Origin of the sequence: Algoriphagus zhangzhouensis (assembly GCF_900148515.1) — a bacterium.
GTDB classification, from domain to species: Bacteria; Bacteroidota; Bacteroidia; order Cytophagales; family Cyclobacteriaceae; genus Algoriphagus; species Algoriphagus zhangzhouensis.
In genome coordinates this window covers 148,777-173,365 of sequence record NZ_FRXN01000003.1, presented here as the reverse complement: position 1 = coordinate 173,365, position 24,589 = coordinate 148,777, and the positions used below count along the sequence as shown (strand labels likewise).

25 protein-coding genes are annotated in these 24,589 nt (G+C 38.6%); 8 read left to right on the top strand and 17 right to left on the bottom strand.

Going from position 1 to position 24,589, the window contains the following annotated elements:
* Positions 1 to 8: 8 nt before the first annotated feature.
* Positions 9 to 383 (top strand): group I truncated hemoglobin, encoded by a 375-nt coding sequence (locus BUF13_RS11055; RefSeq protein WP_073572439.1) that lies wholly within the window; start codon positions 9 to 11, stop codon positions 381 to 383.
* Between the two features lie 161 nt (positions 384 to 544).
* Here BUF13_RS11055 and BUF13_RS11050 read toward each other — a convergent pair whose 3' ends face one another.
* From BUF13_RS11050 to BUF13_RS11030, 5 genes are all read right to left on the bottom strand, one after another.
* Positions 545 to 1,501, bottom strand: coding sequence for a proline iminopeptidase-family hydrolase (locus BUF13_RS11050; protein WP_073571873.1), 957 nt, complete (start codon positions 1,499 to 1,501; stop codon positions 545 to 547).
* A gap of 134 nt (positions 1,502 to 1,635) precedes the next feature.
* Complete coding sequence (locus tag BUF13_RS11045) at positions 1,636 to 2,208, bottom strand: hypothetical protein (protein ID WP_073571872.1); 573 nt, start codon at positions 2,206 to 2,208, stop codon at positions 1,636 to 1,638.
* 116 nt (positions 2,209 to 2,324) lie between these two features.
* Positions 2,325 to 3,110, bottom strand: coding sequence for a DUF6090 family protein (locus BUF13_RS11040; RefSeq protein WP_134204428.1), 786 nt, complete (start codon positions 3,108 to 3,110; stop codon positions 2,325 to 2,327).
* Entirely contained in the window at positions 3,076 to 3,576 is a 501-nt protein-coding gene (locus tag BUF13_RS11035) for a hypothetical protein (protein ID WP_073571870.1), read from the bottom strand. The genes BUF13_RS11040 and BUF13_RS11035 overlap by 35 nt, the downstream gene beginning before the upstream one ends.
* Positions 3,577 to 3,663: 87 nt before the next feature.
* Positions 3,664 to 4,074 (bottom strand): GNAT family N-acetyltransferase, encoded by a 411-nt coding sequence (locus BUF13_RS11030; protein ID WP_073571869.1) that lies wholly within the window; start codon positions 4,072 to 4,074, stop codon positions 3,664 to 3,666.
* A 172-nt stretch (positions 4,075 to 4,246) separates the two neighbouring features.
* Between BUF13_RS11030 and BUF13_RS11025 the strand changes: the two genes are divergently transcribed.
* Both BUF13_RS11025 and BUF13_RS11020 read left to right on the top strand, forming a co-directional pair.
* Positions 4,247 to 5,992 carry an ABC transporter ATP-binding protein gene (locus BUF13_RS11025; protein WP_073571868.1) on the top strand — a complete coding sequence of 582 codons (1,746 nt, stop codon included), beginning with the start codon at positions 4,247 to 4,249 and terminating at the stop codon, positions 5,990 to 5,992.
* Positions 5,993 to 6,067: 75 nt separating this feature from the next.
* Positions 6,068 to 6,583, top strand: coding sequence for a UpxY family transcription antiterminator (locus BUF13_RS11020; RefSeq protein ID WP_073571867.1), 516 nt, complete (start codon positions 6,068 to 6,070; stop codon positions 6,581 to 6,583).
* Between the two features lie 47 nt (positions 6,584 to 6,630).
* On the opposite strand, the gene BUF13_RS11015 is transcribed toward BUF13_RS11020, so the two are convergent.
* From BUF13_RS11015 to dapA, 4 genes are all read right to left on the bottom strand, one after another.
* Positions 6,631 to 7,332 carry a hypothetical protein gene (locus BUF13_RS11015; protein WP_073572438.1) on the bottom strand — a complete coding sequence of 234 codons (702 nt, stop codon included), beginning with the start codon at positions 7,330 to 7,332 and terminating at the stop codon, positions 6,631 to 6,633.
* Between the two features lie 131 nt (positions 7,333 to 7,463).
* Positions 7,464 to 7,643, bottom strand: coding sequence for an exodeoxyribonuclease VII small subunit (gene xseB / locus BUF13_RS11010; RefSeq protein WP_073571866.1), 180 nt, complete (start codon positions 7,641 to 7,643; stop codon positions 7,464 to 7,466).
* On the bottom strand, positions 7,640 to 8,959 hold the full coding sequence (gene xseA / locus BUF13_RS11005; protein ID WP_073571865.1) for an exodeoxyribonuclease VII large subunit: 1,320 nt from the start codon (positions 8,957 to 8,959) through the stop codon (positions 7,640 to 7,642). Before xseA ends, xseB begins: the two co-directional genes overlap by 4 nt.
* Positions 8,960 to 9,823, bottom strand: a complete 864-nt coding sequence (gene dapA / locus BUF13_RS11000) for a 4-hydroxy-tetrahydrodipicolinate synthase (RefSeq protein WP_073571864.1) — start codon at positions 9,821 to 9,823, stop codon at positions 8,960 to 8,962.
* A 179-nt stretch (positions 9,824 to 10,002) separates the two neighbouring features.
* Between dapA and BUF13_RS10995 the strand changes: the two genes are divergently transcribed.
* Together BUF13_RS10995 and BUF13_RS10990 are read left to right on the top strand one after the other, a co-directional pair.
* Positions 10,003 to 11,007: an LLM class flavin-dependent oxidoreductase gene (locus tag BUF13_RS10995; RefSeq protein ID WP_073571863.1), complete on the top strand. Its 1,005-nt coding sequence runs from the start codon at positions 10,003 to 10,005 to the stop codon at positions 11,005 to 11,007.
* A 66-nt stretch (positions 11,008 to 11,073) separates the two neighbouring features.
* Complete coding sequence (locus BUF13_RS10990) at positions 11,074 to 11,691, top strand: DUF4230 domain-containing protein (RefSeq protein ID WP_073571862.1); 618 nt, start codon at positions 11,074 to 11,076, stop codon at positions 11,689 to 11,691.
* Positions 11,692 to 11,693: 2 nt separating this feature from the next.
* On the opposite strand, the gene BUF13_RS10985 is transcribed toward BUF13_RS10990, so the two are convergent.
* The 6 genes from BUF13_RS10985 to BUF13_RS10960 all read right to left on the bottom strand — a co-directional run bounded on the left by BUF13_RS10985 (position 11,694) and on the right by BUF13_RS10960 (position 18,189).
* A complete protein-coding gene (locus tag BUF13_RS10985) occupies positions 11,694 to 12,761 on the bottom strand; it encodes a serine hydrolase domain-containing protein (RefSeq protein WP_073571861.1) in 1,068 nt (355 codons plus the stop codon).
* 57 nt (positions 12,762 to 12,818) lie between these two features.
* Positions 12,819 to 14,348: an arylsulfatase gene (locus BUF13_RS10980; RefSeq protein WP_073571860.1), complete on the bottom strand. Its 1,530-nt coding sequence runs from the start codon at positions 14,346 to 14,348 to the stop codon at positions 12,819 to 12,821.
* The gene (gene ligA, locus BUF13_RS10975; protein ID WP_073571859.1) at positions 14,345 to 16,801 is read right to left on the bottom strand and encodes an NAD-dependent DNA ligase LigA; all 2,457 of its coding nucleotides are present in this window, start codon (positions 16,799 to 16,801) and stop codon (positions 14,345 to 14,347) included. The genes BUF13_RS10980 and ligA overlap by 4 nt, the downstream gene beginning before the upstream one ends.
* A gap of 88 nt (positions 16,802 to 16,889) precedes the next feature.
* Positions 16,890 to 17,276, bottom strand: coding sequence for a hypothetical protein (locus BUF13_RS20630; protein WP_170865146.1), 387 nt, complete (start codon positions 17,274 to 17,276; stop codon positions 16,890 to 16,892).
* 272 nt (positions 17,277 to 17,548) lie between these two features.
* Complete coding sequence (locus BUF13_RS10965) at positions 17,549 to 17,848, bottom strand: helix-turn-helix domain-containing protein (protein ID WP_073571857.1); 300 nt, start codon at positions 17,846 to 17,848, stop codon at positions 17,549 to 17,551.
* The gene (locus tag BUF13_RS10960) at positions 17,845 to 18,189 is read right to left on the bottom strand and encodes a type II toxin-antitoxin system RelE/ParE family toxin (protein ID WP_073571856.1); all 345 of its coding nucleotides are present in this window, start codon (positions 18,187 to 18,189) and stop codon (positions 17,845 to 17,847) included. The genes BUF13_RS10965 and BUF13_RS10960 overlap by 4 nt, the downstream gene beginning before the upstream one ends.
* 100 nt (positions 18,190 to 18,289) lie before the next feature.
* On the opposite strand from BUF13_RS10960, the gene BUF13_RS10955 reads away from it, so the two are divergent.
* Positions 18,290 to 18,934, top strand: coding sequence for a TetR/AcrR family transcriptional regulator (locus tag BUF13_RS10955; protein WP_073571855.1), 645 nt, complete (start codon positions 18,290 to 18,292; stop codon positions 18,932 to 18,934).
* 220 nt (positions 18,935 to 19,154) lie between these two features.
* Entirely contained in the window at positions 19,155 to 21,212 is a 2,058-nt protein-coding gene (gene metG / locus BUF13_RS10950) for a methionine--tRNA ligase (RefSeq protein ID WP_073571854.1), read from the top strand.
* 99 nt (positions 21,213 to 21,311) lie between these two features.
* Here metG and BUF13_RS10945 read toward each other — a convergent pair whose 3' ends face one another.
* Together BUF13_RS10945 and BUF13_RS10940 are read right to left on the bottom strand one after the other, a co-directional pair.
* Entirely contained in the window at positions 21,312 to 21,938 is a 627-nt protein-coding gene (locus tag BUF13_RS10945) for a hypothetical protein (protein ID WP_073571853.1), read from the bottom strand.
* A gap of 113 nt (positions 21,939 to 22,051) precedes the next feature.
* Positions 22,052 to 22,954: a YitT family protein gene (locus tag BUF13_RS10940; RefSeq protein ID WP_073571852.1), complete on the bottom strand. Its 903-nt coding sequence runs from the start codon at positions 22,952 to 22,954 to the stop codon at positions 22,052 to 22,054.
* 205 nt (positions 22,955 to 23,159) lie between these two features.
* Between BUF13_RS10940 and BUF13_RS10935 the strand changes: the two genes are divergently transcribed.
* A complete protein-coding gene (locus BUF13_RS10935) occupies positions 23,160 to 24,587 on the top strand; it encodes a circularly permuted type 2 ATP-grasp protein (RefSeq protein ID WP_073571851.1) in 1,428 nt (475 codons plus the stop codon).
* Positions 24,588 to 24,589 lie beyond the last annotated feature (2 nt).

Here is a 24,589-nt window from a genome sequence, read left to right as displayed (position 1 = left end):
CCAATACCATGTCGGAGTCATTATTTGAAAGATTAGGAGGGGTAAAAGGGATAGAAAAAATTGTTGATGATGTGGTAGATGCACATTTGAACAATCCTGTTATTTCAGCACGATTTACTCCTTATTTGGAACAACCTAAAAATTTGTCGAGGATAAAATCACATACAGTTGAATTCTTCACAGCAGGAAGTGGTGGTCCTCTAGATTATACCGGAAAAGACATGGTAACTACCCATAAAGGGATGAACATCAGCGCTTCAGAATATATGGAAACTATGGAGGATATATTATTAATATTGGATAAGCATGGGAAAAATGCCCAAACCAAAAAGGATGTACTGGAAATCCTATGGTCCTTGAAAGGAATGATTATTGGACAATAAGCCTTCAGGATTCCCTAATAGTGATTAATCCTGAATGCTTTTCGCTTTGGAGAGCTTTATTTAAAAAAAAACAACAAATAATATTTCTGTTTATAGTTCTTAACTTTTCAAAAGTAAGGGCTCCAAAAATAAATTTGCCTACTTGTTCACAATATCATTGTTTAATTTTCCTTTTGACTTTCCAGGAATTCTTGAATTGCTTTTACCACAGCCTCTCTATTGTCATTTAGAGTGGAATGTCCAGCGTCTGGGATTACAACAAACTGGGAATCATCGACCATCTCACTAAGCATTTTGACTGTTTCAGGGCGGGCCTCGTCAAATTCTCCAGTAGTGAATAGGGTTGGAACTTTTACTTTTTGAAGACTTTTTACATTATCGTAATTCCTTAAAGTTCCTGTAGCTGTGAATTCACTTGGTCCCCACATGTAGTTATAGATAAATGTGTTACCGTTGGAAGGAACTGTGTCAAATGGGTGTTTCACTGGTTCTTTTCTTCTCCCATGTTTACTAGCAAAGAAGGTGTTAGCAGCATTGTAAGAATCTGTGTTAAAAAGGCTATCTCTTTCAGCAATATGGATTGCAGTTTGGATAGAATCGGGAAGATTTGCTACAAGTTTTGCAGCATCCTCTGTCCAAATGGAGGTGCTAAAATAAGGGCTGTTGAAAATGATGCCCTTAACGCCTTCTGGGTATGCCAAATAGTACTCTAGCCCCAAAGCGGTTCCCCAAGAGCTTCCGACCAAGTAAAATTCATTTAGGTTTAAAGCTGTTTTCAGTGCTTTCACTTGCTCCACAAAGTTTTCGACCTTCAATAGTGTAGTGTCCTGATGATGGTCAGATCTACCTGAACCTAACTGATCGAAAAAGATGACAGGTCGCTCTTTTGATATTTCAGATAGGTTATAAAACCTCTTTCCTGTTCCTCCTGGGCCTCCGTGAAGGCAAAGCAAAGGAGGCTTATTCCCATTGCCCATAATTCCATACCAGATTTTCCCGCCTTCGACTTCGACGTATCCATCCCCTTGTTCAAGTACTGGATTTGAAGGTTTTGATGTCAATTTACAGCTTGAAATGATTAATAGTAAAAAGAAATAAAGGCTTGATTTCTTTAGCATGATCAGGAAATGGGGAGGTTTAATTAAGGTCATGGTGATTCATCAATTTGGGTACTCAGATATTGATCACCATTAACTTATTTTTAAATATTAACTTATCTGTAAGATTTTTTGAGAGAGGTAAATATTTGTTTTTAGGATGCTTTAGCAGTCCTTTCTTTGATCGCCTGTATACCAAAGCTGATAAGAACAATGGTTAAAATCACAAAATAGAGACTTGTCAACACACTTTTGGTGATTGAGAATGTATTGGTGATGTTTACTAGGGCTTCTGAAATTTCCGGGAAGCTTTTCAACATCATGATTATCCCTATATTCTCCAAATAATCTGAAAATCCAGCAATAATTGGGAATAGGCACAAATAGGAATAAGGAGACTTAAGCTTTTGAAGTTTCTTGAGAAAATAGCCTAGCAGGAGGCAGTATGATGCACCAAATAAAAGAGGGTATATCATATCCAATGGGATTTGGTTTGTTAAGTATACAGATCTTCCTTCCTCTCCCAAGTTTGTGAAAAGTTCATTTACATATTCCCAGTCATAGCCTGTAGGTATCATGTCTAGCAACTTCATTCCCTTGGCATATTCCATTGTATTTGGGATCGTAACCCCAAGCATAGCAATGTAAACCAGGTTTGTTAGGATAAACAGGATCAATACTTTTTTACCTGATATATTTCTTTCTATTAAGTGTATAAAAGAGAGCATTAGTGATCTAAAGGCTTTATTGAGAGAGATTAGAATTGTAACAGCGAAAGATAGCTGGATAGAATCGGGAAACTGAAGTCATTGGAATAGGGGTGAGTTCCTTTTTCAGTATAGGTTCAATCATTGTATTTGCTTTTTTCTTGGGATAGATTCTCATTTAGTTGTTTTAGCCTTTCTAAATTCTTTTCATAGCCATTTATCTCTTGAATCAGAAGTGCATCGTACCCTAATACAATATTTTCAAAAATGGGGTTTTTAATAAAATCAGAGTTTATAGAACTGAAATCACTAAATCGAAGATTTTCTAATAAAAATGGTGTCAAAAACTCGTTAACATATGTTTCAAGTAACCCTTCAAGTTTTGTCGTTGTTTTAAAGGAGTTGTAGGTGCTAATAATATTCTTTCGGAGATTAATGTCAGTAATTAAGTCAAATTCTCCAGAGGCTGAAATATTCTCCATGGTAGTAGTCGTAGGGCTGAAATTCGAAAGCGCCATCATACTGCCGATATAGGATTTGATTCTTATGTCAGTGTATTCCCTATTTAAAAGAATTGCCTTTAAAGTGTCTATATCTGTTTTTGCTGTTTTGGAAAAGGATAAAGCGGATTCTAGGCTTTCTTGATTAGTGATGTTTTCATCATAAAAGCTGGAAATATATGTTTTGGCTTCTGTAAGTGTTTTTCTTGATTCATTCCAATTATTCACTTTTAATGCAATCAAAATCCCGATTACAACTAGAAGAATTTCACCAAAGGCATAGAGTAAATAATTACTGAGCTTATTCCCTGAAAGTAGTTTTTGGCGAATTTTCCTAAAGAGGTTTATCATCGAAAATTGGTCTGTTTTGACAATTATTATGAAGGGATTATTTGTCTTTAAATGTTTTTTGTAAATCCTCAATCACTTTGATTTCGTTTTCTGGTTTTTCAGATTTTTCTAAAAAATCCACAAACTCTCTGGAGAAAGATTGTCTTCGAAATTTCCACCATTCTTGAATTCCGTTCAGATGAAAATAAGAAATAATCGTGTTTTTATTACTGTTCCAAAGCCATGGCTCTAGCACTTCCATTTTGTTTTGGTAAAACAGGTTTTCCCAAATTCGGAACATTTGGATATACAGGTAATTGGATGTCCTTTTATCATCTTCTCCTAAATTGTTCCATGATTTTGTCCCTTTTTCGAAGAGCTTACCCAATTCTTTATCGACAATTAATTGATTCAAAAATTCCCGATTAGAATTCGCAAATGAATCATAAAAATTGGACCGAACTGCTTCGGTGTTTTTCTTGATTTCTATGGCTAGGAATATGACCGAAACAATTACTCCTATGGAAGTCAATAAACTGATGCCTAATTCTAGATCCATTATTGAAATTGTTTTAAAATTAAAGTTACCCAGTCAGTATTCCTTTAATTTACAAATAGCAGTCGACAATTTCTCAATGAATGGTTGCTAGAAACCCTTTTCCATAATTACATATATAATTCCACCCTTTTCAAAAGTCTTATCGGTAATCTGCATCCCAAATTTTTCATAAAAGGATGATTTTTCAACTCGAGCGTTACACCATATTTTGGAGAGCTTATTCTCTTGGGCAATCAACATAATTTCATTCAAAAGTATCGTGCCATAACCCTTTCCTTGGTACTTTTTCAAAGTGGCAAATTTTCGAAACTGGGCTAAGGAGTTTTCTATAAAAAGTGAGATTACAGAGACCAATTGATCATTGATATATAATCCAAAATGTCTCCCGTTTTCATCATTAGGTAAACGAACATAGTCAATGGGTTTAGTGGGCCACATGACGGTATGCCTAATTAGCAAGACTTCATTTGCTGATATTTCAAGAATTTTGTGCTCCATTTTTTCTAAACTCTTCTTGCAAAATGCATCCAAAAAACGAAAAAGCTCGGTTTTGTATTTTGGTTATCAATTTTCTAGCCTGGGGGAATAATTGAACTATCTCTATTCTCTTTTCCCTATTTTGAACCTCCTTCCTTGAATTACAGTTCCTAAGTCTAATTCAATCCCCGCTATGGCGCCTAAAATAGAACGAAAAATCACAATCAGTCAGGTTTTTAAAACCATCATTTGGCCTCGAAGGAAACATCTGTTTCTTGGACTTTTTTTAATAGTCATTAGCCGTTTGGCAGGATTGGTTCTTCCAGGTGCGAGTAAATATTTAGTGGATAATGTGATTCCTTCCAATGATATTAACCTGCTCAAATGGCTGATAGCGGCCGTTGTAGGAGCAATCGTAATTCAGTCTGTGACATCTTATGCCTTAACTCAGATTCTTTCTGTGGAGGCCCAAAATCTAATTGCACAGCTTCGTTCTCGAGTCCAGAGTCATATAATCAAACTACCCATTCGCTTCTTTGACAATACCAAGACAGGGGAGTTAGTATCTAGAATTATGACTGATGTGGAGGGAGTGAGGAATCTGGTGGGGACCGGCTTCGCTCAGATGATTGGTGGAGTTCTGACGGCAATCATTTCCATGGTTTTATTGATTAGCATCAGCCCAATGATGACCCTGTATGTCTTGGTACCGGTGATTATTTTTGGATTTGTGTCGATGAAGGCATTTGGAAGAATCCGTCCTATTTTCAGGGAAAGAGGGAAGATCAACGCGCAGGTAACAGGAAGGTTGACTGAGACTTTGGGAGGAATAAGAGTGATCAAAGGGTTTAATGCCGAAGAACAAGAAATAGGAACTTTCCAGAAAGGAGTAAATGAACTGTTTTTGAATGTGAAAGCAAGCTTGACAGCTACTTCCTTTGTGACTTCAGCAGGAACGCTTTTACTAGGTTTGGCCTCTGCGGGAATCATGGGAATTGGTGGCTGGATGATTATGCAAGGAGAATTAACATTTGGTGATTTCTTGGCCTTTACTCTATATCTGGGCTTTATGATTGCCCCAATTGTTCAGATGTCCAATATTGGTTCCCAATTGACAGAAGCTTTTGCTGGTTTGGATAGAACTGAGGAAATCATGAATACGCCTTTGGAGTCGGATGATAGTGAAAGGACTATTGAGATTTCTGATTTCAAAGGAGATATCAAATTTAAAGACGTCTCATTTGCCTATGAAGAAGGGAAAGAGGTGATAAAGGGTGTAAGTTTTGATGCACCTGCAGGTTCTGTTACTGCTTTGGTAGGAACTTCAGGTTCTGGAAAAACTACCATAGCTGGATTGGCAGCAACCTTCTTAAATCCAGATTCTGGTCAAATCACATTGGATGGGAAAAACCTACAATCAATCACTTTAGAATCCTTTAGGGCAAAGTTGGGTGTTGTGTTACAGGATGATTTTCTTTTCGAAGGAACAATCAGAGAAAATATTCTTTTCCCGAGACCAGATGCTTCAGAGGAGAAATTGCAGCAGGCTGTTCATGCGGCCCATGTTCAAGAATTTACAGATCGATTTGAAGATGGATTGGATACCCTGATTGGGGAAAGAGGGGTCAAGTTGTCCGGTGGACAAAGGCAGAGGATAGCTATTGCCAGAGCAATATTGGCAGATCCGAAGATTTTGATTTTGGATGAGGCGACTTCCAATCTAGATACCGAATCAGAAACCCTGATCCAGGCTTCCTTGAAGGAATTGATGAAAGGGAGAACCACTTTTGTAATAGCTCACAGACTCAGCACGATTCGTCAAGCAGATCAGATTTTAGTGATAGAGCAAGGGAAAATAGCAGAGCAAGGGAAACATGATGAACTCATCGCTTTGGAGGCTAGGTATTATCAACTTTATACTTATCAGGCAAGGATCTAAAACATATATTGTGATGGGAATTGACAAGATCGGATTGGATTTTGTAAATTTGAATACCCAAATTAATAACACGAGATGAGTGAATTAAAATGGTTTGTGATGTATACCACATCACGATCAGAAAAGAAAGTTGCGAATAGATTAAGAGAAGAGGGCTGGGATGTTTATTTGCCATTGGTCACCGAGTTGAGACAATGGTCCGACCGAAAGAAAAAGGTTGAGCGACCACTTTTTAACGGATATGTCTTTGTCAAAACCCAGAGAAATAAACTTTGGGAATGCTTACAGATTCCAGGAGCAGTGAAGTTTGTCCACTTTTCAGGCAATCATGCTACAGTTCGCGAAGAGGATCTAGATACCATCAAAAGAGTCGTAGATACAGGCGTGGCAGTTGAGACTGATGGAAGTGAAATTGAGCCAGGAGAAAAAGTGAAAGTAATGGGTGGTCCCCTTCAAAATATGGTAGGCGAATGTATTGAGAAAGGAAATAAGGATTACTTCCTAATAAGGATTCCAGGAATATATCAAAACATGCTGATGAGTGTTCCAAGGAAGTTTTTGGAAGTATTACCTAATCATGTTGAGATATAAAAAAAGAGGCCAGAAATTAATTTCTGGCCTCTTTTTTTATTTTTTTCTTATCGATTTTTAGGGCGGAAGTATCTTCTATATACGATTTGAGCTTGTCCTAAATGATCACCAAATCTGTTGAATCCAACATTTCCATCAAGATTATCAGAAAAGGTAAAAAGCATGGTCCCTTCACCTGCTATATCTGAATATGGTCCCAACGTATAACTTAATCCAACTCTAAAAGGAACATATCCTGTTGTTATGGAATGCTTGGTAGGAGTTTCTTCAGAGGAAAATGATTTAGTCTGTTTGGTTGTGACATTGATGATCCCTAAACCTACGCCTCCATAAAGATTGAACATGCTTCTCAACATGTGATTAGGGAAAGGAATCAAATTCCAGCTTGGCATAACATCAAAATAGTAGGCAGGTCCTTTTGCAGTGAATGAAGAACCATAAAGCGTCCAATGATCTTGAACTCTTTGACTTGGATTTCCACCGCTACTGATGGATTGGTAACCCATTGTGGCTCGAACATCAAATTTCGGTGTAACTCTTTTGGTCAAAGAGGCAGAAACGGAAGGTTTGATATCAAATTTGAAGTCTCTGTATTGTCCTCCATTATCAATGTAAGCAAAGGAAGGTCCTACACCAAAGGAGAAAATATAGTTTCTGGAGATCTTTTCTTTGTAGAAGTTTTGAGCTTGAAGATCAATGGATGTGGCTAAAAGCGAAAGGATAAATACTAGTTGGATTGTCTTTTTCATGTCGTCACGATTCTGAGCTGAAGGAGGAATACTCTTCCCTTTTGCAAATTTGGCAACAAATATGCCAATCACCTGAAGGAATTGTATTTAAAACTCTAAGCCTTGAGTATTTATTGCCTCTTTTTAAAAAATTAGGCTTCTTCAAAAGCTTTTTGTACCTCTTCCTCCGTGGTTTTGAGTTTGTTTTTGCAAAACTTTACCAAGTCCGCAGCTTCTTTGACAAGCTCAGAAAGTTCATCCACACTCTTTTTTCCTTCTTCTAATTCCGCCAAGATCTTCTCTAACCTCTCGGATGCCTCTTGATAATTCATGATTCCTTTGTTTCAATATCGGTAATGGTACTACTTATTTTTTGATTGGAAGTAATGGTTTGGATTGTATCTCCTTTTTTTGGTTTTGACAGATGAATAGGCTTTCCTCCAATTTCGGTCCTGGTATATCCACGTTTCAAAAGTGAAATTGGATTGAGTTGTGAAAGACTTTTCTCTATCACTTCCAAATTCTTGTTTTCCTGTTTTAGAAATAATTCCAAACCTTTTTTAATCTCTTTTTCCTTGGCTTCTATTTGAATCTGATTGGATTGAATTTGTCCATGAAAAGCCGTTAGAATTCGCGATTTTTTGGATGCAATTCGCTCATTTTCCAGATTCAGTCTATTTTGAATTGAGCCTTTGATCCGATGATTGATTTGGTCCAACTGGCTGTTTGCGAATTGAATTGTACTTCGTGTCAACCTGTCCAGCCGAGTTAATGTTAAACCCAAATTTTCCTCAAAAATCCGAAATCCTGCCAGTAAAAAATCAGCCACTGCTGTCGGAGTCTTTAATCTCGTATGAGCGACTAAATCAGCGACGGTTTCATCTCTTTCATGCCCAATTCCTGTTAATACAGGCAAAGTGGCTAGGGCGATTTTGACTGCGAGATTGTAATCATCAAAACAGTCCAAATCCAATTGAGCTCCACCTCCTCGAATAATGATGATTGCTTCTAGTCCTAAATTCAATTTTTCGGATTCAATTGCTTCCAAAGCTTGAATTAAACTTTGAGCTGCCCCATTTCCTTGCATCAAAGAGGGGAATAGTTTGTGGTAGATTTTAAAGCCGTTGGGATTGTGATCCAAATGATTCAGAAAATCACCATATCCAGCAGCAGTTGGACTACTAATAATGGCAATTTTTTGAATAACCGGTGGATAAGGTTGGGAAGCATTGAGTCGTATCAATCCTTCTCTAGTTAATCTATCGATGGTCTCTTGACGGATTCTGGCCCTTTCTCCCAAAGAAAAAGAAGCGTCTATGTCCTTGATGTTGAGGCTCAAGCCATAAACAGAATGGAAAGTTACCTGAACTTGAGCCAGAACCTTCATTCCATTTTTTATACCGCTTCCCGTCAGACTTTCAAAGCGAGAAGCAATAGCTCTATATGTAAACTGCCAGCAATTGCATCGGATTTTTGCTAATACCTGATTGCCTTGTTTTTCTACCAATTCGAAATATGCATGTCCCTGAGGTGCCTGTCGGAAATCAGCGATTTCACCGATAACCCAATAGGTAGGAGAGAGCTCATTTTCCAGAGTGGATTTGATGAGATCCCCTAGCTCAGCAATTGACAGCGAATTTGGAATCATTTACATAAACTTTTGTGCAGCGGTTTTGATCAATTGATTCAATTCTAGGCTAGCTCTTAACATTGGAAGCCTCACCTGATCATCACAAATTCCCAAATGACAAAGGAAGTTTTTGATACCAACAGGATTTCCTTCTCTATACATTAAGTCATTGACTTCTAGAAGAGAATAGGCCGCCTTTCTACTTTCTTTTTCCTTGCCATGGCAGATGGCTTTAAAAGTTGAAGGGATCGCGTTTGCCAAAACAGAAATAACTCCAACTCCTCCAATTGAATAAAGGGCTTTGGTCATTAAATCATCACCTGAAATCAACAAGAAATCATCAGGCTTATTGGCAGCGATCTGCATGCATTGTTCCAAATTTCCACTTGCCTCCTTCATTCCGATGATATTGGAATGTTGAGCCAAAGCTAAAGTGGTTTCAGCAGTCATATTGGACATGGTTCTTCCTGGGACATTGTACAATATCACTGGAACCGGACAGGCATCGGCGATTTCTTTGTAATGTGCTATGATACCAGCTTGACTAGGCTTATTATAATATGGGCTGACAGAAAGAATCGCTGTTATTCCAGCAAAGTCAGTGTTGGCAATTTCATCCAAAACCAACTGAGTGTTGTTTCCTCCAATTCCATAAACCACAGGTACGCGATTATTATTTTGTTTTAAGCAAAAATCAAGAACCTCTTTCTTTTCCTTTGATGTTAAAGTAGCTGTTTCTCCAGTAGTACCTAATACTACCAAATAGTCAACCCCTCCGTCAATCGTAAAATCAATCAGTTTTGCTAGACTTGGAAAGTCTATCGTGTAATCGTCATTAAATGGCGTGACTAATGCCACACCCGTACCGCACAGCTGGTTCATGGTTTATTTAAGGTTAAGAGCTTGCAAAGATAAAGGTCTCTAGGAGTTTTGGCAGAAGTCGGGAAGATTTTTGAGGGATTTGATATAAGATAAATTGTGAGAAATCATGGTTTAAACAGTTTAAACCGCGAACGATTTATTTTTTCTCGTGGTTTGCAGGGATAGTAAACTAAACCAATATGAATAATAAAGTATCCTATTCCATCTTAGACCTAGCCGTAATCAAAGATGGTTTTGATGCCAAAGATGCCTACCAAAGGAGTCTGGATGTTGCTCGAAATGCAGAGAAATTGGGTTTTACCAGAATCTGGCTGGCAGAGCATCACAACATGCCTTATGTGGGAAGTTCAGCCCCAACAGTCCTGATGGGCTATATCGCCGGAGGCACCGAAAAGATCAGAGTAGGTTCTGGAGGAATTATGATGCCAAATCATTCAGCCTTGATGGTCGCTGAGGAAATTGGAACATTAGAGACACTTTATCCAGGAAGGATTGATTTGGGATTAGGTAGAGCTCCGGGAACAGATCAAAAGACTGCTTCTGCTTTGAGAAGAGGAAGAATTGAAACAGTTCAGGATTTCCCCAATGATTTGGAAGATCTGCAACGATATTTTTCTTTAGATAATTCGCGTTCTTCTGTACGCGCATTTCCTGCAGAAGGATTGGAAGTTCCTATTTATATCCTGGGCTCCAGTATGAGCAGTGCAATTTTGGCTGCTGAAAGAGGTTTGCCTTATGCCTTTGCCTCTCATTTTGCACCAGCACAGTTTGTTCAGGCTGTAGAATACTATAAAGACCATTTTAAACCTTCTGAATATTTAAAGGAGCCTTATGTGATTTCCTGTGTCAATGTCATTGCCGCAGACTCTCAAGAAGAAGCTGATCTTTTTGCTACATCATTTTTCCAAATGGCTTTAGGTGTGATTCAAGGAAGATCCTTACCGCTTAGAGAGCCTTTAAAAGATTTCCTTCGCCACATTTCAGAGCCTGAGGCAGCTGCACTTCAGAATATGATGGCTGTGACATTTGTGGGGACAAAAGAAGCGGTAAAAGAAGGTTTACAGGAATTGATCAAATATACTGGGGTGAATGAAGTGATGATCACTACCAATATTTTCGACCATCAAGCTAGAATCCATTCTTTGGAATTAACTGCAAAGGCTTTTAGTGAAATGACGTTTTAGTAATCGAACCTCAAAGCAAACAGGACGTTATAGCATAACTTGTCAAATCACTCAATACCAAATTCCATGAATAGATTTATCAACGGTTTTATTGTTGCTGCACTTATCTTAGGTGGTATTTGGTATTGGGTGGAAAAAAAAGAGGACAAAGATCAGATCCGGGAAGAATCTTCCTTGATACAGGAACAGATCGTTCAGGTTGGAAAGTTGATTGTGACTGAGGGGTATTTTTCTCAGGTTTTTACTTTCAAAAACTCTCAATCCATGTTTTTGGACATGATCAAGCTGGATAAGAAAGCCTTGGTTGTTGCTAATGCAAAAGCAACCGTGGAGTATGATTTGAGGAAGTTAGAAACAGAGGTAGACTTGGAAAGTAAGACCGTAAGAATCACCAAAATTCCAGATCCTGTAATCAATATTTATCCTGAGATTGAATACTACGATGTCACTCAAGATTATTTCAATCAATTTGGAGCAAATGATTACAACAAGATCAAGTCTACTGTGTCAGATCGATTGAGACAGAAAATTGAAAAATCAGACTTGAAAAAAGATGCCCGTGATAGATTGATGAGTGAATTGGTTTCCATTTATCAATTAACAAATACCATGGGTTGGACTTTGATGTATCAGGAAATGGTGATAGGAGGTGAGGAGCAGCTGAAAGGAATTGAAAAGAATTAAAATTAATTTAGGACTTCCATCATTAGGTTCCAGAATTCCCTATCAAACTCTGAGACAGCAAAGTCTTCATTTGGGGACTCGCCTAATCGGATGATAACCAACTTTTCACTGGGAACGATATAGATTTTTTGATCATTCTTTCCCAAAGCTGCATACATATCCAAGGGAGCTGTCGGTACCAATGAACCTGGAAATTGTAACTGGCTTTGAGGCAGATGAAAACTGGATTTGCCATTGAGCCACCAAAGGTATCCGTAAGATAAATTGATGTTTTGGGAGGTGTTAATAGCTTCATTAAGGAATTCCTGAGAAATTATCTGATCATTTTCCCACTTTCCTCCAGCAAAAATCATCAAGCCAAATCGGGCCATGCTTCTCGTATCGCTAAAATATACACTAAGGTTTCCCAGTTGAACCCAGGCTCCTGTCATCCCAATTTTATCCCGAAGTTCTGATTTGAAATAGTTGTCCCAAGTTTTCCCACTCGCCTCCGCCACCACATCTTGTAATTTGACATATACATTATGGTAGGCCCAGCGAGTTCCAGTGTCTGCCTTGTAATGCAAGTTTTCGGCAGAAACATCATCTCCATAACTATCATCAATTCCCGAAGTCATTGATAATAGATTTCGAGAAGTTATTAGAGCTTCTTTTGAGAGTGGAGTACTTGTCCAACCGGTCCCCAAATAGTCCGAAACAGGCCTTGAGATATCCAAAAGCCCCTGATCTTGAGTAATACCTGTGACTGTGGATGTTAAAGTTTTTCCTGCGCTTGCCCAATACCAAGGAGTATTAATGGAGTGGTCATTCATGTATTCTTCCACTACCAGTTTTCCTTGGTGCAAAATGATAAAGCCTTTGGTGTTGTTTTCTTCCAGAAAGTCGAGAAGGCCTCCTAAAGCTACTTCATCCCATTCTAAATCTTGAATTGATTGGGTTTCCCAAACTGATGAATTGATAGGAGGGAAGTAAACCGATTCTGAGGGAACAGGAGTCGGATTGTCCTTCTTGGAACAAGCACAAATTGTCAAGCAAAAGATCGAAAGGAATAAAAAAGTCTGGTGTTTCATAAAAGTTTATTCTATCCCTTTGACTTCATCTATTGCTTTGGGTTTAATTCCATCCTTCTAGTTGGTGAAATGACCATTTTTAAGATCCCCATCACAGGCTTCCATGAGTTTTTCCTTCAGCTCTTTTAGTTTTTCTGGATGTTTCTCCGCTAAATTTTTCTCCTCTCGAGGATCATCAGGTAGGTAATACAATTCAAAAGCATTTTCAGGCATATAAGTCCTGATTTTCCATCCGTCTTCGGTGATCAAAGTTGGGCCGATATAGGAGGAATAAACCACAAAGTCATGCTTTCCAGACCTTGCTTCTAATCCTGTCAGTTCGTCGGAAAAGGAGATTCCATCTGTTTCCATTGGCTTTTGATATCCCACCAAGTCTGCAATTGTGGATAGCAAATCGTAATTAGCCGTCAGCCGATGAGAAGTAGTTCCAGGTTTAATGTGATTCGGCCATCTGGCAATCAAGGGAACATTGATTCCTCCTTCCAAATTGCTTCTTTTCATGCCTGCTCTTCCTCCATTTCCATTGAAGACATCCCCAGCCAATTCACTGTAATATTTTCTTTCGAAATCATCGAATCTGACACCGGTTTCCATATTGGTGTAGGGCTTTAGAGTTCTCCCTTTTTGACCATAATAGATTTCATGGCCATTGTCTGCGGTGAAAATGACGATCGTATTTTCATCCAATCCCAATTTTTCTAGCTTCTCCAAAATCTGACCCACATTGTCATCGAGCAATTTGACCATGGAGGCATATTCTTTTTCGATTTGAGTCAATCTTGGATCATTGGCAAAGTCGGGGTGAACAGACGGAATAGCTACCGGACCATGCGGTAATTGAGTTGGGAAATAAAGGAAGAATGGATTGTCCTGATTGCTTTCGATAAAGTTCAGGGCACTTTGCATAAAAATGTCCTGTGAATACACTTGTTTGCCAACCCGGTCCCAACGCTCTTTATAAGCTTCCTCAGTTTCAGGTTCATGTGATTTGGCGGCATTTTGATAAGTGTTTCCTTTATAAAAGATCATTTTACCATTTTCGAAAAGGAAATTCGGATAAAATCCATGGGCTCTGACATGATCCAAATAGCCCAAGTAATAATCCCAACCATGTCTTTTCATCTGATAATCAGTGGCAGAAAAGCCCCATTCCAATTTACCAATTTGGGCAGTTTTATAGCCCATTTTCTGAGCTACTTGACCAAGGAATACCTGGTTTTCAGGTATTGGTTTCAGATTCTGATTGATTTGATTTTCTATTTCCTGATAATTGGATTCATCAACGGTTTTATATAATCCACCTGCGTTGATGTCAAATCCATCCTGGTGACTATCATGCATTCCAGAAATCAAGGAAGCTCTTGCAGGTGCACAAAGCATATTGGAATAGGCTCGTTCAAAGCGAATTCCTTCTTTAGCTAAGCGATCAATATTTGGAGTGCTAATGATTTCCTGTCCTTCATGTCCCAAAAGCCCAATCCCCAAATCATCTGCATAAATCAGTATGATATTGGGTCTGTCTGATTTAATCTGAAAAGAAGAAAAAAGTAAAAAACTTGCTATTAAGTAGACTTGTGTAATTCTCATGCTTCAACTATCATTTTCATGAACTCCTCCTCGGAAATCATGGGTACTCCTAATTTTTCTGCTTTCTCTTTTTTACTTGGTCCCATTCCTTCTCCTTCGATGATAAAGTCTAGGTTTTTGGAAACTGAACTCAAATATTGTCCTCCATGTAATTGAACAAAGTCTTTGATTTCATCACGCTTGAAGTTTTCGAGTTTGCCGGAAGCAAGGATCCTTTTTCCTGCCAAAATCTGAGTGCCTGTGTTTTCTTCAGATTGGATAATTTCGAAGTTGAGACCTAGACTTTGAAGTTGCTGGATATTTTGTTGGTTTTGATCATCTGAGAAAAACTCATGAATGCTGTGAACGAGTGTTTCTCCCACGCCATTAATCTCCAAAAGTTGCTCTGAAGTTGCTTCCTGAAGAGCCTGAATGGATTTGAAATGCCTTGCCAACAACTGGGCGGTATTTTCACCAATATTTCGGATTCCTATGGCAAACAAGACCTTTTCAAATGGCTGCGCTTTGGATGCCTTGATGCCTTCCAGCATATTGGAGATTACCCCTTCTTGGAAAGTGTTTGCTTTCAATTTTTTGATTCGCTCTCTTAATTCTTCAGAAAGATCCAGATTCAAACGAAGCATGATTCCGTGAACAGTTCCTTCTTTATAACTGGCATCCAAGATGGGTTCAAAATCCACTCGACGACCCAAGAAAATCTCCAAAACAACAGCAACAGGGACATAATCTTCCAGTTTCGGCAGGTCTCCATGATCTTTCAAAGAGTTGATCAGGAAATCGACCATGCCCACATTGGAAGGGACTTTCTTTTTCCATTTTCGGATTTGCTCCTGAAAACCTTTCAATGTTTCAAAAAGAGGGAGTTCTGCCGCTGATTCTAAATACTGTTGGATTTGTTTGAAAGAAATCTGGTCAGTCAAAGCAAATAGCGCTTTTTCCAAAGTGATATAGAGCAAGCCACTTCCTTCCTTCTCGTATTGATCATGGCTCATTTCTAAGCCTAGCAATTCCCTTTCTTTCTGCTCAAGCAAATAGATGTCGCTATAATTACTGATGAATCGCTGATCAATCAAGGCTCGGATTCTCTCTGTTCCCAAAGAATCAATGTCCATCGCTCTTTTGGAAACGAAATGCTCGATTCTTCCTAATACCTGTGGAGGACAAGAGGCTGCATTAGGACAATAATGTTTGGCTTCTCCTTCTTTTCTTTCCAAGGGAGTTCCACACTCCGGGCAGATTTCAATGTACTGGATAGGTTGGGCTCCAGCTTTCCTAACTGACAAGTTAACTCCTGTGATTTTTGGGATGATTTCCCCTCCTTTTTCTACAAAAACATGATCCCCTTCATGGATTCCCAACCGCTCGATTTCATTGGCATTATGCAGAGAAGCCCGTTTGACGGTTGTTCCCGCTAAGCTGACAGGAGCCAAGTTGGCAACAGGGGTAATAGCCCCAGTTCTTCCCACTTGATAAGTGATGGAAAGAAGCTCGGTTTCAGCGCTTTCCGCTTTGTATTTATAGGCAATTGCCCAACGGGGATTTTTGGCAGTGAATCCCAATTCTTCTCGTTGATCGTAATCATTGATTTTTAAAACGACACCATCAGTCTCCAATGGCAGGGTATGCCTTTTTTCTCTCCAGTTTTCGATGTAGTTAAGTACATCTTGAATGGTCTGGGCCTTTTGATAGGTTGGTGAAACATTGAAGCCCCATTTTTCAATCAAATGGATAGCTTCTGAATGGGTACTTACTCCCAAATCATCTCCCAATAATTGGTAGAAATAGCAATTCAATCGGCGCTTGGCTACGACTGAAGAGTCTTGCATTTTCAAAGTTCCGGAAGCAGCATTTCTAGGGTTTGCAAGTAGTGCATCTCCAGCTTCTTCACGTTGCTTATTGATTTTTTCAAATTCCTTCAAAGGCAGAAAGATCTCTCCCCGAACTTCAAATTTCGCTGGGATTCCTTCTCCAAAAACCGTTAAAGGGATGTTTCTGATGGTTCTCACATTGGCGGTGACATCATCGCCTTTGTATCCATCTCCTCGTGTGACGGCGCGGAGCAATTTTCCATTTTCATAGACCAAACTAATCGCCACTCCGTCGAATTTCATTTCGCAGAAATACTCGTAATCGGTACTTCCCAAGCCTTTTTGAACCCTTTCATCAAAAGCTTCCAGCTCTTCAATTGTATAGGTATTTCCAAGAGAAAGCATGCGGGTTTCATGCTCAACGGTCTGAAATTCCTTAGTGATGGTACCACCGACCCGCTGACTAGGACTATCTGGATCCAATAGATCAGGAAATTCAGTTTCTATTCGAACCAATTCTTCCAGCAATTGATCAAATTCAAAATCCGAAATCTCTATCCGGCTTTCCTGATAGTATAGGTGGTTGTGGTGATTGATTTCCTGGGTCAGTTGAGCGATTCTCTCGGCAGCTTCTTGATGAGTCATGGAAAAAAGGGTAATTGAAATTTAAATTTAATCGGATTTGGAGAACATGTGGGCTTGAGGTGGCTTGAAAAATTGAAAAAGGAAAGACTTATTGGCTCGGAATCATGACCCTAAAGGTTTCTACGATAGCTGAATATTGATTAAATTCTTTAACGTCTGGAAAGACTTTCGAATAAAAATCTGGATTTGAGAATTGAATTATTCTATACTTGCCTTTGATATTGAACTCCATTGTGTAGGAAGAATGGTCATTTGGATTTATATCCATTGATTTAACCAAATCGAGCTTTTCATGGAACCCTTCTATTTTTGTTATTAAATCTGACTGATTAGGGAGATATGCCAATCCGTAATTGAAGAGTACTCTTATAGTCGCCCGAATTTGGCCTTCTGTGACATCTAATTTTTCGCATTTTAAACTTTTGGAATCAAGAGTATCTTCAAAATGCAAAGCCTGCCATTCTTGATTTAACAACCCAATTAATTTTAATGATGTTGTTCCATTTGAAGTGTCGTGTAAATAAAATCGAACCTCAGTTGGATTTTCGGTTTTGTCTATAGGTGGAATCCCTAAATTTTCTTCAAAATCAGTATTGGGAGAATTATTGGAGTTATCCGAAATGATGTTATCTCTGGTGGAAACTTGAATGTCTGGGATATAGATCTTATTCGTGCATTTCCATTGAAAGGAAACCATCAATAAGATGAGTAAAAGATTTGATGTTTTTATATTTAATTCTGTTAGAATTATAGAAAAGTTAGTCCAATTCTCTTGTTGAGCCCTTTTTCAAAAATCCGGAACAATGTAGAAAGTTGGATGTTTGCTTTTCCATTTTCCAATTTTGAGATATAGCTTTTTTTTGTTCCTGCTCTTTCCGCAAGCTGTTCTTGAGTCAAATTTGCTTCTTTTCTTGCGGCTTTGAGCATTTCGCTAACAATGAACATTTGAGCATTTTCTTCATAGGTATTTCGGCTCTCTGTACCTATTTTACCATGCTCCAAATCTATCAACTCATCAAATGTCCTAATGCTTCTATAATTTTTCATTTCTCTTCTGATTTTGACTCAAAGTATTCCTTCATAATTTTTTCTGCTTTCAAGAGTTCTTGTTTAGGTGTCTTTTGGGATTTTTTCTGAAATCCATTGAACAAAACAACTAACTGGCCATCATCAAAACAGCAGAAAATGCGGTATATGTTTGATTTGAAAGCAATTCTAATTTCAAATAATCCATTTGTTCCTTCCATATGCTTGAGGAACTTTTCAGGAACTCGTTCCACTTGCCGAATTAGTTCTAATACATACTGTATTTTTTCTTGGACCTTTGATTCTTGAGAAAGGTAAAAATCCATAAAGTAGTTTTCATAGAATATTATCTTTCTTTTCATGTCTCAAAGTTATCTTAAAAGATAATAATTTCCAATTGTGGAAATGACATTGTTTTCTCGAATGGAATTATAAACTTTGCCCCAAAGCATCCCATCTGGCATGAGCAAAAAGATCAGCATAGAAAATAAGATTTTGGATAAGTCCTATCAGTTGTTTTTGGACAAAGGGTATAGGCATACCACTATGGATGATATTGCTCAGGAGCTGATGATGAGCAAAAAGACACTTTACAAGTATTTTCCTGGGAAGTTGGAACTTCTCCAAGCTTCTTTTGAAAAGCTGAAAACCCGTATGACTGCCAAGGTCGAGGCGATTTTGGATAATCGTTACATCAGTTTTCCCTTGAAATTGAAGTCATCTCTATCCGTGATTGCCCAGCATTTGGCCCCCATCAATCCCAGTTTGTTTGAGGATTTGCATGAGCATGCTCCTGAAGTTTGGGAGGATTTGAGAGATTATATCAATGAATCTGCTTTCGAAAGATTCCAAAAATTGATAGAGCAGGGGATCAGCCAAGGGCTGGTCAAAGAAAATATCAATGTAAGTTTGGTAGTAACGCTGTATGCCTCGGCTGTCCAGTCGCTATTGAGCCCAAAATTTTTGAGTCAATTCCCAGAAAGTATCCAAAAAGGAATGAAAATTCCGCCTGCAGACATATATGATCAAGCGATTACTGTCATCTACAATGGGATTCTGACCGAGGAGGCTAGGGAGGAATTTACCAATGCACCTGATCCTGTTTAACCCGGATTTTTAGATAGGATTCGTAATGAGTATTTCAATTGCGATAAAATCAAACTGATTGGAAATTTTCGCATAGCATCGCTATGGTAAAATTGAAATCAGTTTTTTTTGATTTTGAAGCGATTGAGATACGTAATAGACTTACTATTGAATACTCCGGGTTTAATGGTTTTCCTTATCTTTGCGACCTGATTTAGAAATAGAAAATTCCCCTCAATAAATGAGTAAAAATTTCAAAAGATATACCATCACCTCAGCATTGCCCTATGCCAATGGTCCTTTGCATATTGGTCACTTGGCCGGATGCTATGTTCCCTCAGATATCTATGCTAGATTTTTGAGATCCAATGGCAAAGATGTGCTTTATGTCTGCGGTTCTGATGAGCATGGAGTTGCGATTACCATCAAAGCAAAAAAGGAGGGCAAAACCCCTCAAGAAGTCGTGGATTTCTATCATTCCATGATGAAAAATAGCTTTGAGCAATTCGGAATTAGCTTTGATCATTATTCTAGAACTTCCGCTCCGATTCATCATGAAACGGCACAGGAATTTTTCAAGGATCTCTATGAAAAAGGAGAGTTCTTGGAGCAAAGTACCGAGCAATATTACGATGAGGAAGCGGGACAGTTTTTAGCCGATAGATATATCGAGGGAACTTGTCCAAAGTGTGGATTTGAGAATGCATACGGCGATCAATGTGAAAGATGTGGTTCTTCCTTGAGTCCAACTGAATTGATCAATCCAAAGTCTAAATTGAGTGGAGGAACGCCAGTGTTGAAGGAAACCAAACATTGGTTTTTGGATTTGGCAAGGTATCAGCCATTCTTGAAAAAATGGATTTTGGAGGAGCATGCCGAGGATTGGAAAAATAACGTGTTGGGTCAGTGTCGCTCTTGGTTGGAAGCTGGAGATGGCTTACAGGCAAGATCCATGACTCGTGATTTGGATTGGGGGATCAAAGTTCCTTTGCAGGATGCGGAAGGGAAAGTCCTATATGTGTGGTTTGATGCGCCAATTGGATACATTTCTTCTACCAAAGAATGGGCAGCACAGGAAGGAAAAGACTGGAAACCTTATTGGAAAGATGAAGATACCAAACTGGTTCACTTTATCGGGAAAGATAACATCGTATTCCACTGCATCATTTTCCCAGCAATTTTGAAAACTCACGGTGGCTATGTGCTTCCTGACAATGTCCCCGCCAACGAATTCCTGAATTTGGAAGGGGATAAGATATCCACTTCCAGAAACTGGGCAGTTTGGTTGCATGAATACTTAGAAGAGTTTCCTGGTAAGCAGGATGTCTTGCGATATGTATTGACTTCCAATGCGCCAGAAACCAAGGATAATGACTTTAGCTGGAAGGATTTCCAAGCGAGAAACAATTCCGAGTTGGTTGCCATCTACGGTAATTTTGTCAATAGAGCTGTTGTCCTGACTCAGAAATATTACCAGGGAGTGATTCCTTCCAAAGGTGAATTGACTGGTTATGATCAGGAGGTTTTGGATGCTTTGGCAGAATTCCCTTCCAAAATCGCTGCTTCTGTAGAGCGTTATAGATTCCGTGAAGCATTGGGGGTGATGATGGATTTGGCTCGTTTGGGCAATAAATACCTGGCTGATACTGAACCTTGGAAGACGATCAAAACCGATGAGGTTAGAACAGCCACCATCATGAATATTGCCTTGAATATCGCAGCTAGTCTGGCGATTGTTTCAGAACCATTCCTTCCTTTCACGGCTCAAAAGTTGGTCGATTTGTTTGGAATCAAGAACCCAATTTGGGAGCAAGCTGGAAATCCAAACCTTTTGGTAGAAGGAAGCACTATTGGTCAGATGGGGTTATTGTTCGAGAAAATCGAAGACAACGTAGTAGAAGCACAATTACAAAAATTATTAGACGCTAAGAAGATGAATGAAGCAGCAAACGCACCTGTGACAGCTATGAAAGAAATTATCACTTATGATGATTTTGCGAAACTGGATATGAGAGTGGTGACTATTTTGGAGGCAGAGAAAATGCCAAAATCCAAAAAGCTGATCAAGTTGAAAGTAGATACAGGATTAGGTCACAAAACAGTTCTAAGTGGCGTTGCGGAGCATTTTGAGCCTGAGTTTTTGGTTGGAAAGCAAGTAACGATGTTGATTAATCTGGCGCCTAGAAAAATGATGGGAATCGATTCTGAAGGAATGATCCTGATGGCAGAAGACAAAGATGGGAAATTGAAATTGTTGACTCCACATGAGGGTACTGCTAGTGGATCGACGATAAGCTAATTTTTAGTATCTAGAATCAAGTATCAAGAGCCAAGAGACTAACTCTCTTGGCTTTTTTGTTTTGAAAAGCTATACGTTATGGTCGTGACTTAAAAATATTTAATCCAAAAATAAAGAGGCATACTGACTGTTTAAAGTAAAAGTTCTACATGCGTCGGTATCCATTACTCGAAAAGCTTTTGCTAATTCATTCCAATATTTGACAATTTCAGGTTCACTTGTTGACAATTGTTTTTGAGAATAAATACCGTCATATAATACTTGTTGAATAATTGCGTGTCTTAGATATGGATATTCAAAGATCTTGGCATAATTGGGGATAAATCCCTTAATCTCGTTACCAACAATTATATACCTCTCACCAAATTGAAAGAATCGTGCACAGTTTCCATGAATAAATTGATTTATTGCAACGAATTGAGATGTGATTTTTCCTTTAATTACTTTTTCAACCCTAAATCTAACTTCTGTCCCTTCATTTTCACCATTCCAAAAGTGCCTTAGACCATTGTCTAAAATCAAATTTTCAATTGGGGTGCCAATAAAAATAAATTCATTTTCGCTTTTTATTCTTTCCGCACTATATATCCTAAATGGAGGGCATGAACATGCAATACCTTCAAAGTAAAGGAACATTGAAAATAGAAAGGCGAAGAATTTAATTTTGGTAAACTTGTTATAAAGGGTCATTTTTTCAAAAAGTTGAATCAGAATGAAAATCCACATTCATAACCGATTTTGAAAATTTTTAAACAAATTTTAAGAAGGGCAATATTTAAGATTTCGAGACCATTTCAGGTAATGAACATTGATCATTGAAAATTGTTCATTGAACATTCCTAGTGCAGCGGTCTTTTCTTGATCATTCCCCCTTTGGTGTCTTTGATCGGATACTGGATTACAAAGGCTTTCGGGTCGATTTTGGTAATTTCCGTCAAAACACCCGTGACTTCTAGTCTAGTAACCACACAGAAAAGGACGTTCCGATCTGGATTTTTAGCTTTTTCACCAAAGCCTCCATCAGCTTTGAAAGCTGTGACTCCCCGTCCCAGATCATAGGTGATTTTAGCTTTGATATCCTCTGAATGTTCTGAAATAATCATCACCCCAATGTATTCTTCCACACCATTGATTAGGAAGTCCACCGTTCTGGAGGCTGAGAAATAGGTCAACATGGAATACATGGCCGTTTCCAAATTGACAAAGATGGCTGTGACGATAAAAAGGCAAACGTTGAATACAGTGATGAAATCACCGACTGTCAAACTGGATTTTCTGGAAACTTGAATAGCCAAAACCTCAGTCCCATCAATAACAGCTCCGCCTCGAATAGCAAAACCAATTCCACAACCTAAAAAGAACCCACCAAAAACAGCGATCAGTAGTTTATCGGCAGTGATTACGGGAAGCTCAATGTAGTGGACCAAAAGTGCCAATGTCAGGATGGCTAAAGTACTCTTGATGGCAAAAGAGGTGGATAATTGTCTATAACCCAGATAAATAAAGGGGAGGTTGACTAAGATGATCAAAAGTGAGAGATCAAGCGGTGTCAGCATTTCAAGTAAAAGCGACATCCCCATAGCTCCTCCATCAAAAAATCCATTGGGAAGAAGAAACCCTTTCAAACCAATACTGGCCATTACGACACCAATGCCAATAAATAGCACATCCTTGACTAGACGCATGGTGGTTACTCGCTGAACCCATGCCGTATCCTGAATTTTCAAAATTCGCTTTACCATATTCGAAATTACTGCAAAAATTAGACTTGGAAGAAATTAAAAAGCACGAATTAAAAAATTAATAGTTCAATCCATAACCAGGTTCTATTAAGGATTTTGTTTAAAAAGTGTTTAAAACTTGTCTTTTATTCAAAAATATCTTTTAGTTTTTGAATTACTGGCAAATTGGGTTAAATTAAAATGCGACTCTAAATTTTTGATTTGTATGAAAATAGAAGGATATAATGCCTCCGAGCATTATGATGAGATGTTTACCAACGTTGGAGAAATCCGCCCTCACTATGAGGAGTTTTACCAAAGCCTAAAGAAGATCCCGATTCGGAAAATGAATCATTTGCAGTTTTCAGCAAATCAAACCCAACGGGCCATGGGGATGACATTTAATGTTTATCACGACAATCAAGGACTTGAAAAAATATTGCATTTGGATATCGTTCCTAGGATCATACCAAATGATGAATGGCTAAAGTTGGAAGCCGGATTGAAACAAAGGACCTATGCTTTGAATTTGTTCTTACAGGATGTTTACAATGATCGGAAAATCCTGAAAGATGGAATAGTACCCGAAGAGCTGATTTTGGGAAGTAAGGATTATTTGAAACCTTGTATTGGTTTGACTCCTCCCAAAGGAATATGGTGCCATATCACCGGGACTGATTTGATCAAAAATAAGGATGGTGATTACTATATACTCGAGGATAACTTGAGATGTCCATCAGGGGTTTCATATATGTTGGAAAGTCGTGAGATCATCAAGCGTGCCTATCCAAATATCTTTAATCAAAAAGGTATTCGACCTGTTTCTGATTATCCTGCAAAGCTTCTAAAGATGCTTCAGCACCTCTCCAATAAATCAAAGCCGGTGGTAGGCGTTTTGACACCGGGGATTTACAATTCTGCATATTATGAGCATTCCTATTTAGCCCTTCAGATGGGAGTGGAATTGGTGAATGGTGTCGATTTGATCGTGGAGGATAAAAAGGTCTATATGCAAACCACGAAAGGTTTGGAGCAGATAGATGTCTTGTATAGAAGGATAGACGATGCGTTTTTGGATCCTTTGACCTTTAGGCCCGATTCTATGTTGGGAGTTCCAGGAATTTTTGAAGCCTACAAAGCCGGAAATGTGGCTTTGGCAAATGCCCCTGGAACGGGCGTGGCAGATGATAAAGCAGTTTATGCATACGTTCCTAAAATCATCAAATATTATTTGGGTGAGGAGCCGATCTTGAACAATGTACCGACTTATCTATGTAGAGATGAAAAAGACCGAAAATATGTATTGGATCATATTGAAGAATTGGTGGTCAAAGAAACCAATGCTGCGGGAGGATACGGGATGTTGATCGGTCCAAAAGCCACTAAAGAAGAACATGCCAAGTTTAGAGAATTAATCAAATCCAATCCAACCAATTATATCGCTCAACCTACCTTGTCTCTTTCGACAGTTCCATCCTTGACAGAGGAAGGAATCAGTGGGAGACATGTGGATTTGAGACCCTATATTTTATATGGAAATGAGATTGAAGTGATTCCTGGTGCTTTGACCAGAGTTGCTTTGAAAAAGGGGTCTTTGGTGGTGAATAGTTCTCAGGGAGGCGGAAGTAAGGATACTTGGGTGTTATATAATTAATA

What these genes read in the sequence shown, in the direction of transcription:
- BUF13_RS10960 (WP_073571856.1), bottom strand. Translation starts at nt 18,189, where the DNA reads ATGAAAAGAAAGATAATATTCTATGAAAACTACTTTATGGATTTTTAC.
- BUF13_RS11030 (WP_073571869.1), bottom strand. Translation starts at nt 4,074, where the DNA reads ATGGAGCACAAAATTCTTGAAATATCAGCAAATGAAGTCTTGCTAATT.
- BUF13_RS10980 (WP_073571860.1), bottom strand. Translation starts at nt 14,348, where the DNA reads ATGAGAATTACACAAGTCTACTTAATAGCAAGTTTTTTACTTTTTTCT.
- BUF13_RS10955 (WP_073571855.1), top strand. Translation starts at nt 18,290, where the DNA reads ATGAGCAAAAAGATCAGCATAGAAAATAAGATTTTGGATAAGTCCTAT.
- BUF13_RS10990 (WP_073571862.1), top strand. Translation starts at nt 11,074, where the DNA reads ATGAATAGATTTATCAACGGTTTTATTGTTGCTGCACTTATCTTAGGT.
- BUF13_RS10995 (WP_073571863.1), top strand. Translation starts at nt 10,003, where the DNA reads ATGAATAATAAAGTATCCTATTCCATCTTAGACCTAGCCGTAATCAAA.
- BUF13_RS10985 (WP_073571861.1), bottom strand. Translation starts at nt 12,761, where the DNA reads ATGAAACACCAGACTTTTTTATTCCTTTCGATCTTTTGCTTGACAATT.
- xseB (WP_073571866.1), bottom strand. Translation starts at nt 7,643, where the DNA reads ATGAATTATCAAGAGGCATCCGAGAGGTTAGAGAAGATCTTGGCGGAA.
- BUF13_RS10945 (WP_073571853.1), bottom strand. Translation starts at nt 21,938, where the DNA reads ATGTGGATTTTCATTCTGATTCAACTTTTTGAAAAAATGACCCTTTAT.
- BUF13_RS11015 (WP_073572438.1), bottom strand. Translation starts at nt 7,332, where the DNA reads ATGAAAAAGACAATCCAACTAGTATTTATCCTTTCGCTTTTAGCCACA.
- BUF13_RS11055 (WP_073572439.1), top strand. Translation starts at nt 9, where the DNA reads ATGTCGGAGTCATTATTTGAAAGATTAGGAGGGGTAAAAGGGATAGAA.
- BUF13_RS11035 (WP_073571870.1), bottom strand. Translation starts at nt 3,576, where the DNA reads ATGGATCTAGAATTAGGCATCAGTTTATTGACTTCCATAGGAGTAATT.
- BUF13_RS11050 (WP_073571873.1), bottom strand. Translation starts at nt 1,501, where the DNA reads ATGCTAAAGAAATCAAGCCTTTATTTCTTTTTACTATTAATCATTTCA.
- BUF13_RS11025 (WP_073571868.1), top strand. Translation starts at nt 4,247, where the DNA reads ATGGCGCCTAAAATAGAACGAAAAATCACAATCAGTCAGGTTTTTAAA.
- BUF13_RS11045 (WP_073571872.1), bottom strand. Translation starts at nt 2,208, where the DNA reads ATGCTCTCTTTTATACACTTAATAGAAAGAAATATATCAGGTAAAAAA.
- ligA (WP_073571859.1), bottom strand. Translation starts at nt 16,801, where the DNA reads ATGACTCATCAAGAAGCTGCCGAGAGAATCGCTCAACTGACCCAGGAA.
- metG (WP_073571854.1), top strand. Translation starts at nt 19,155, where the DNA reads ATGAGTAAAAATTTCAAAAGATATACCATCACCTCAGCATTGCCCTAT.
- BUF13_RS10935 (WP_073571851.1), top strand. Translation starts at nt 23,160, where the DNA reads ATGAAAATAGAAGGATATAATGCCTCCGAGCATTATGATGAGATGTTT.
- BUF13_RS11020 (WP_073571867.1), top strand. Translation starts at nt 6,068, where the DNA reads ATGAGTGAATTAAAATGGTTTGTGATGTATACCACATCACGATCAGAA.
- xseA (WP_073571865.1), bottom strand. Translation starts at nt 8,959, where the DNA reads ATGATTCCAAATTCGCTGTCAATTGCTGAGCTAGGGGATCTCATCAAA.
- BUF13_RS10965 (WP_073571857.1), bottom strand. Translation starts at nt 17,848, where the DNA reads ATGAAAAATTATAGAAGCATTAGGACATTTGATGAGTTGATAGATTTG.
- dapA (WP_073571864.1), bottom strand. Translation starts at nt 9,823, where the DNA reads ATGAACCAGCTGTGCGGTACGGGTGTGGCATTAGTCACGCCATTTAAT.
- BUF13_RS10940 (WP_073571852.1), bottom strand. Translation starts at nt 22,954, where the DNA reads ATGGTAAAGCGAATTTTGAAAATTCAGGATACGGCATGGGTTCAGCGA.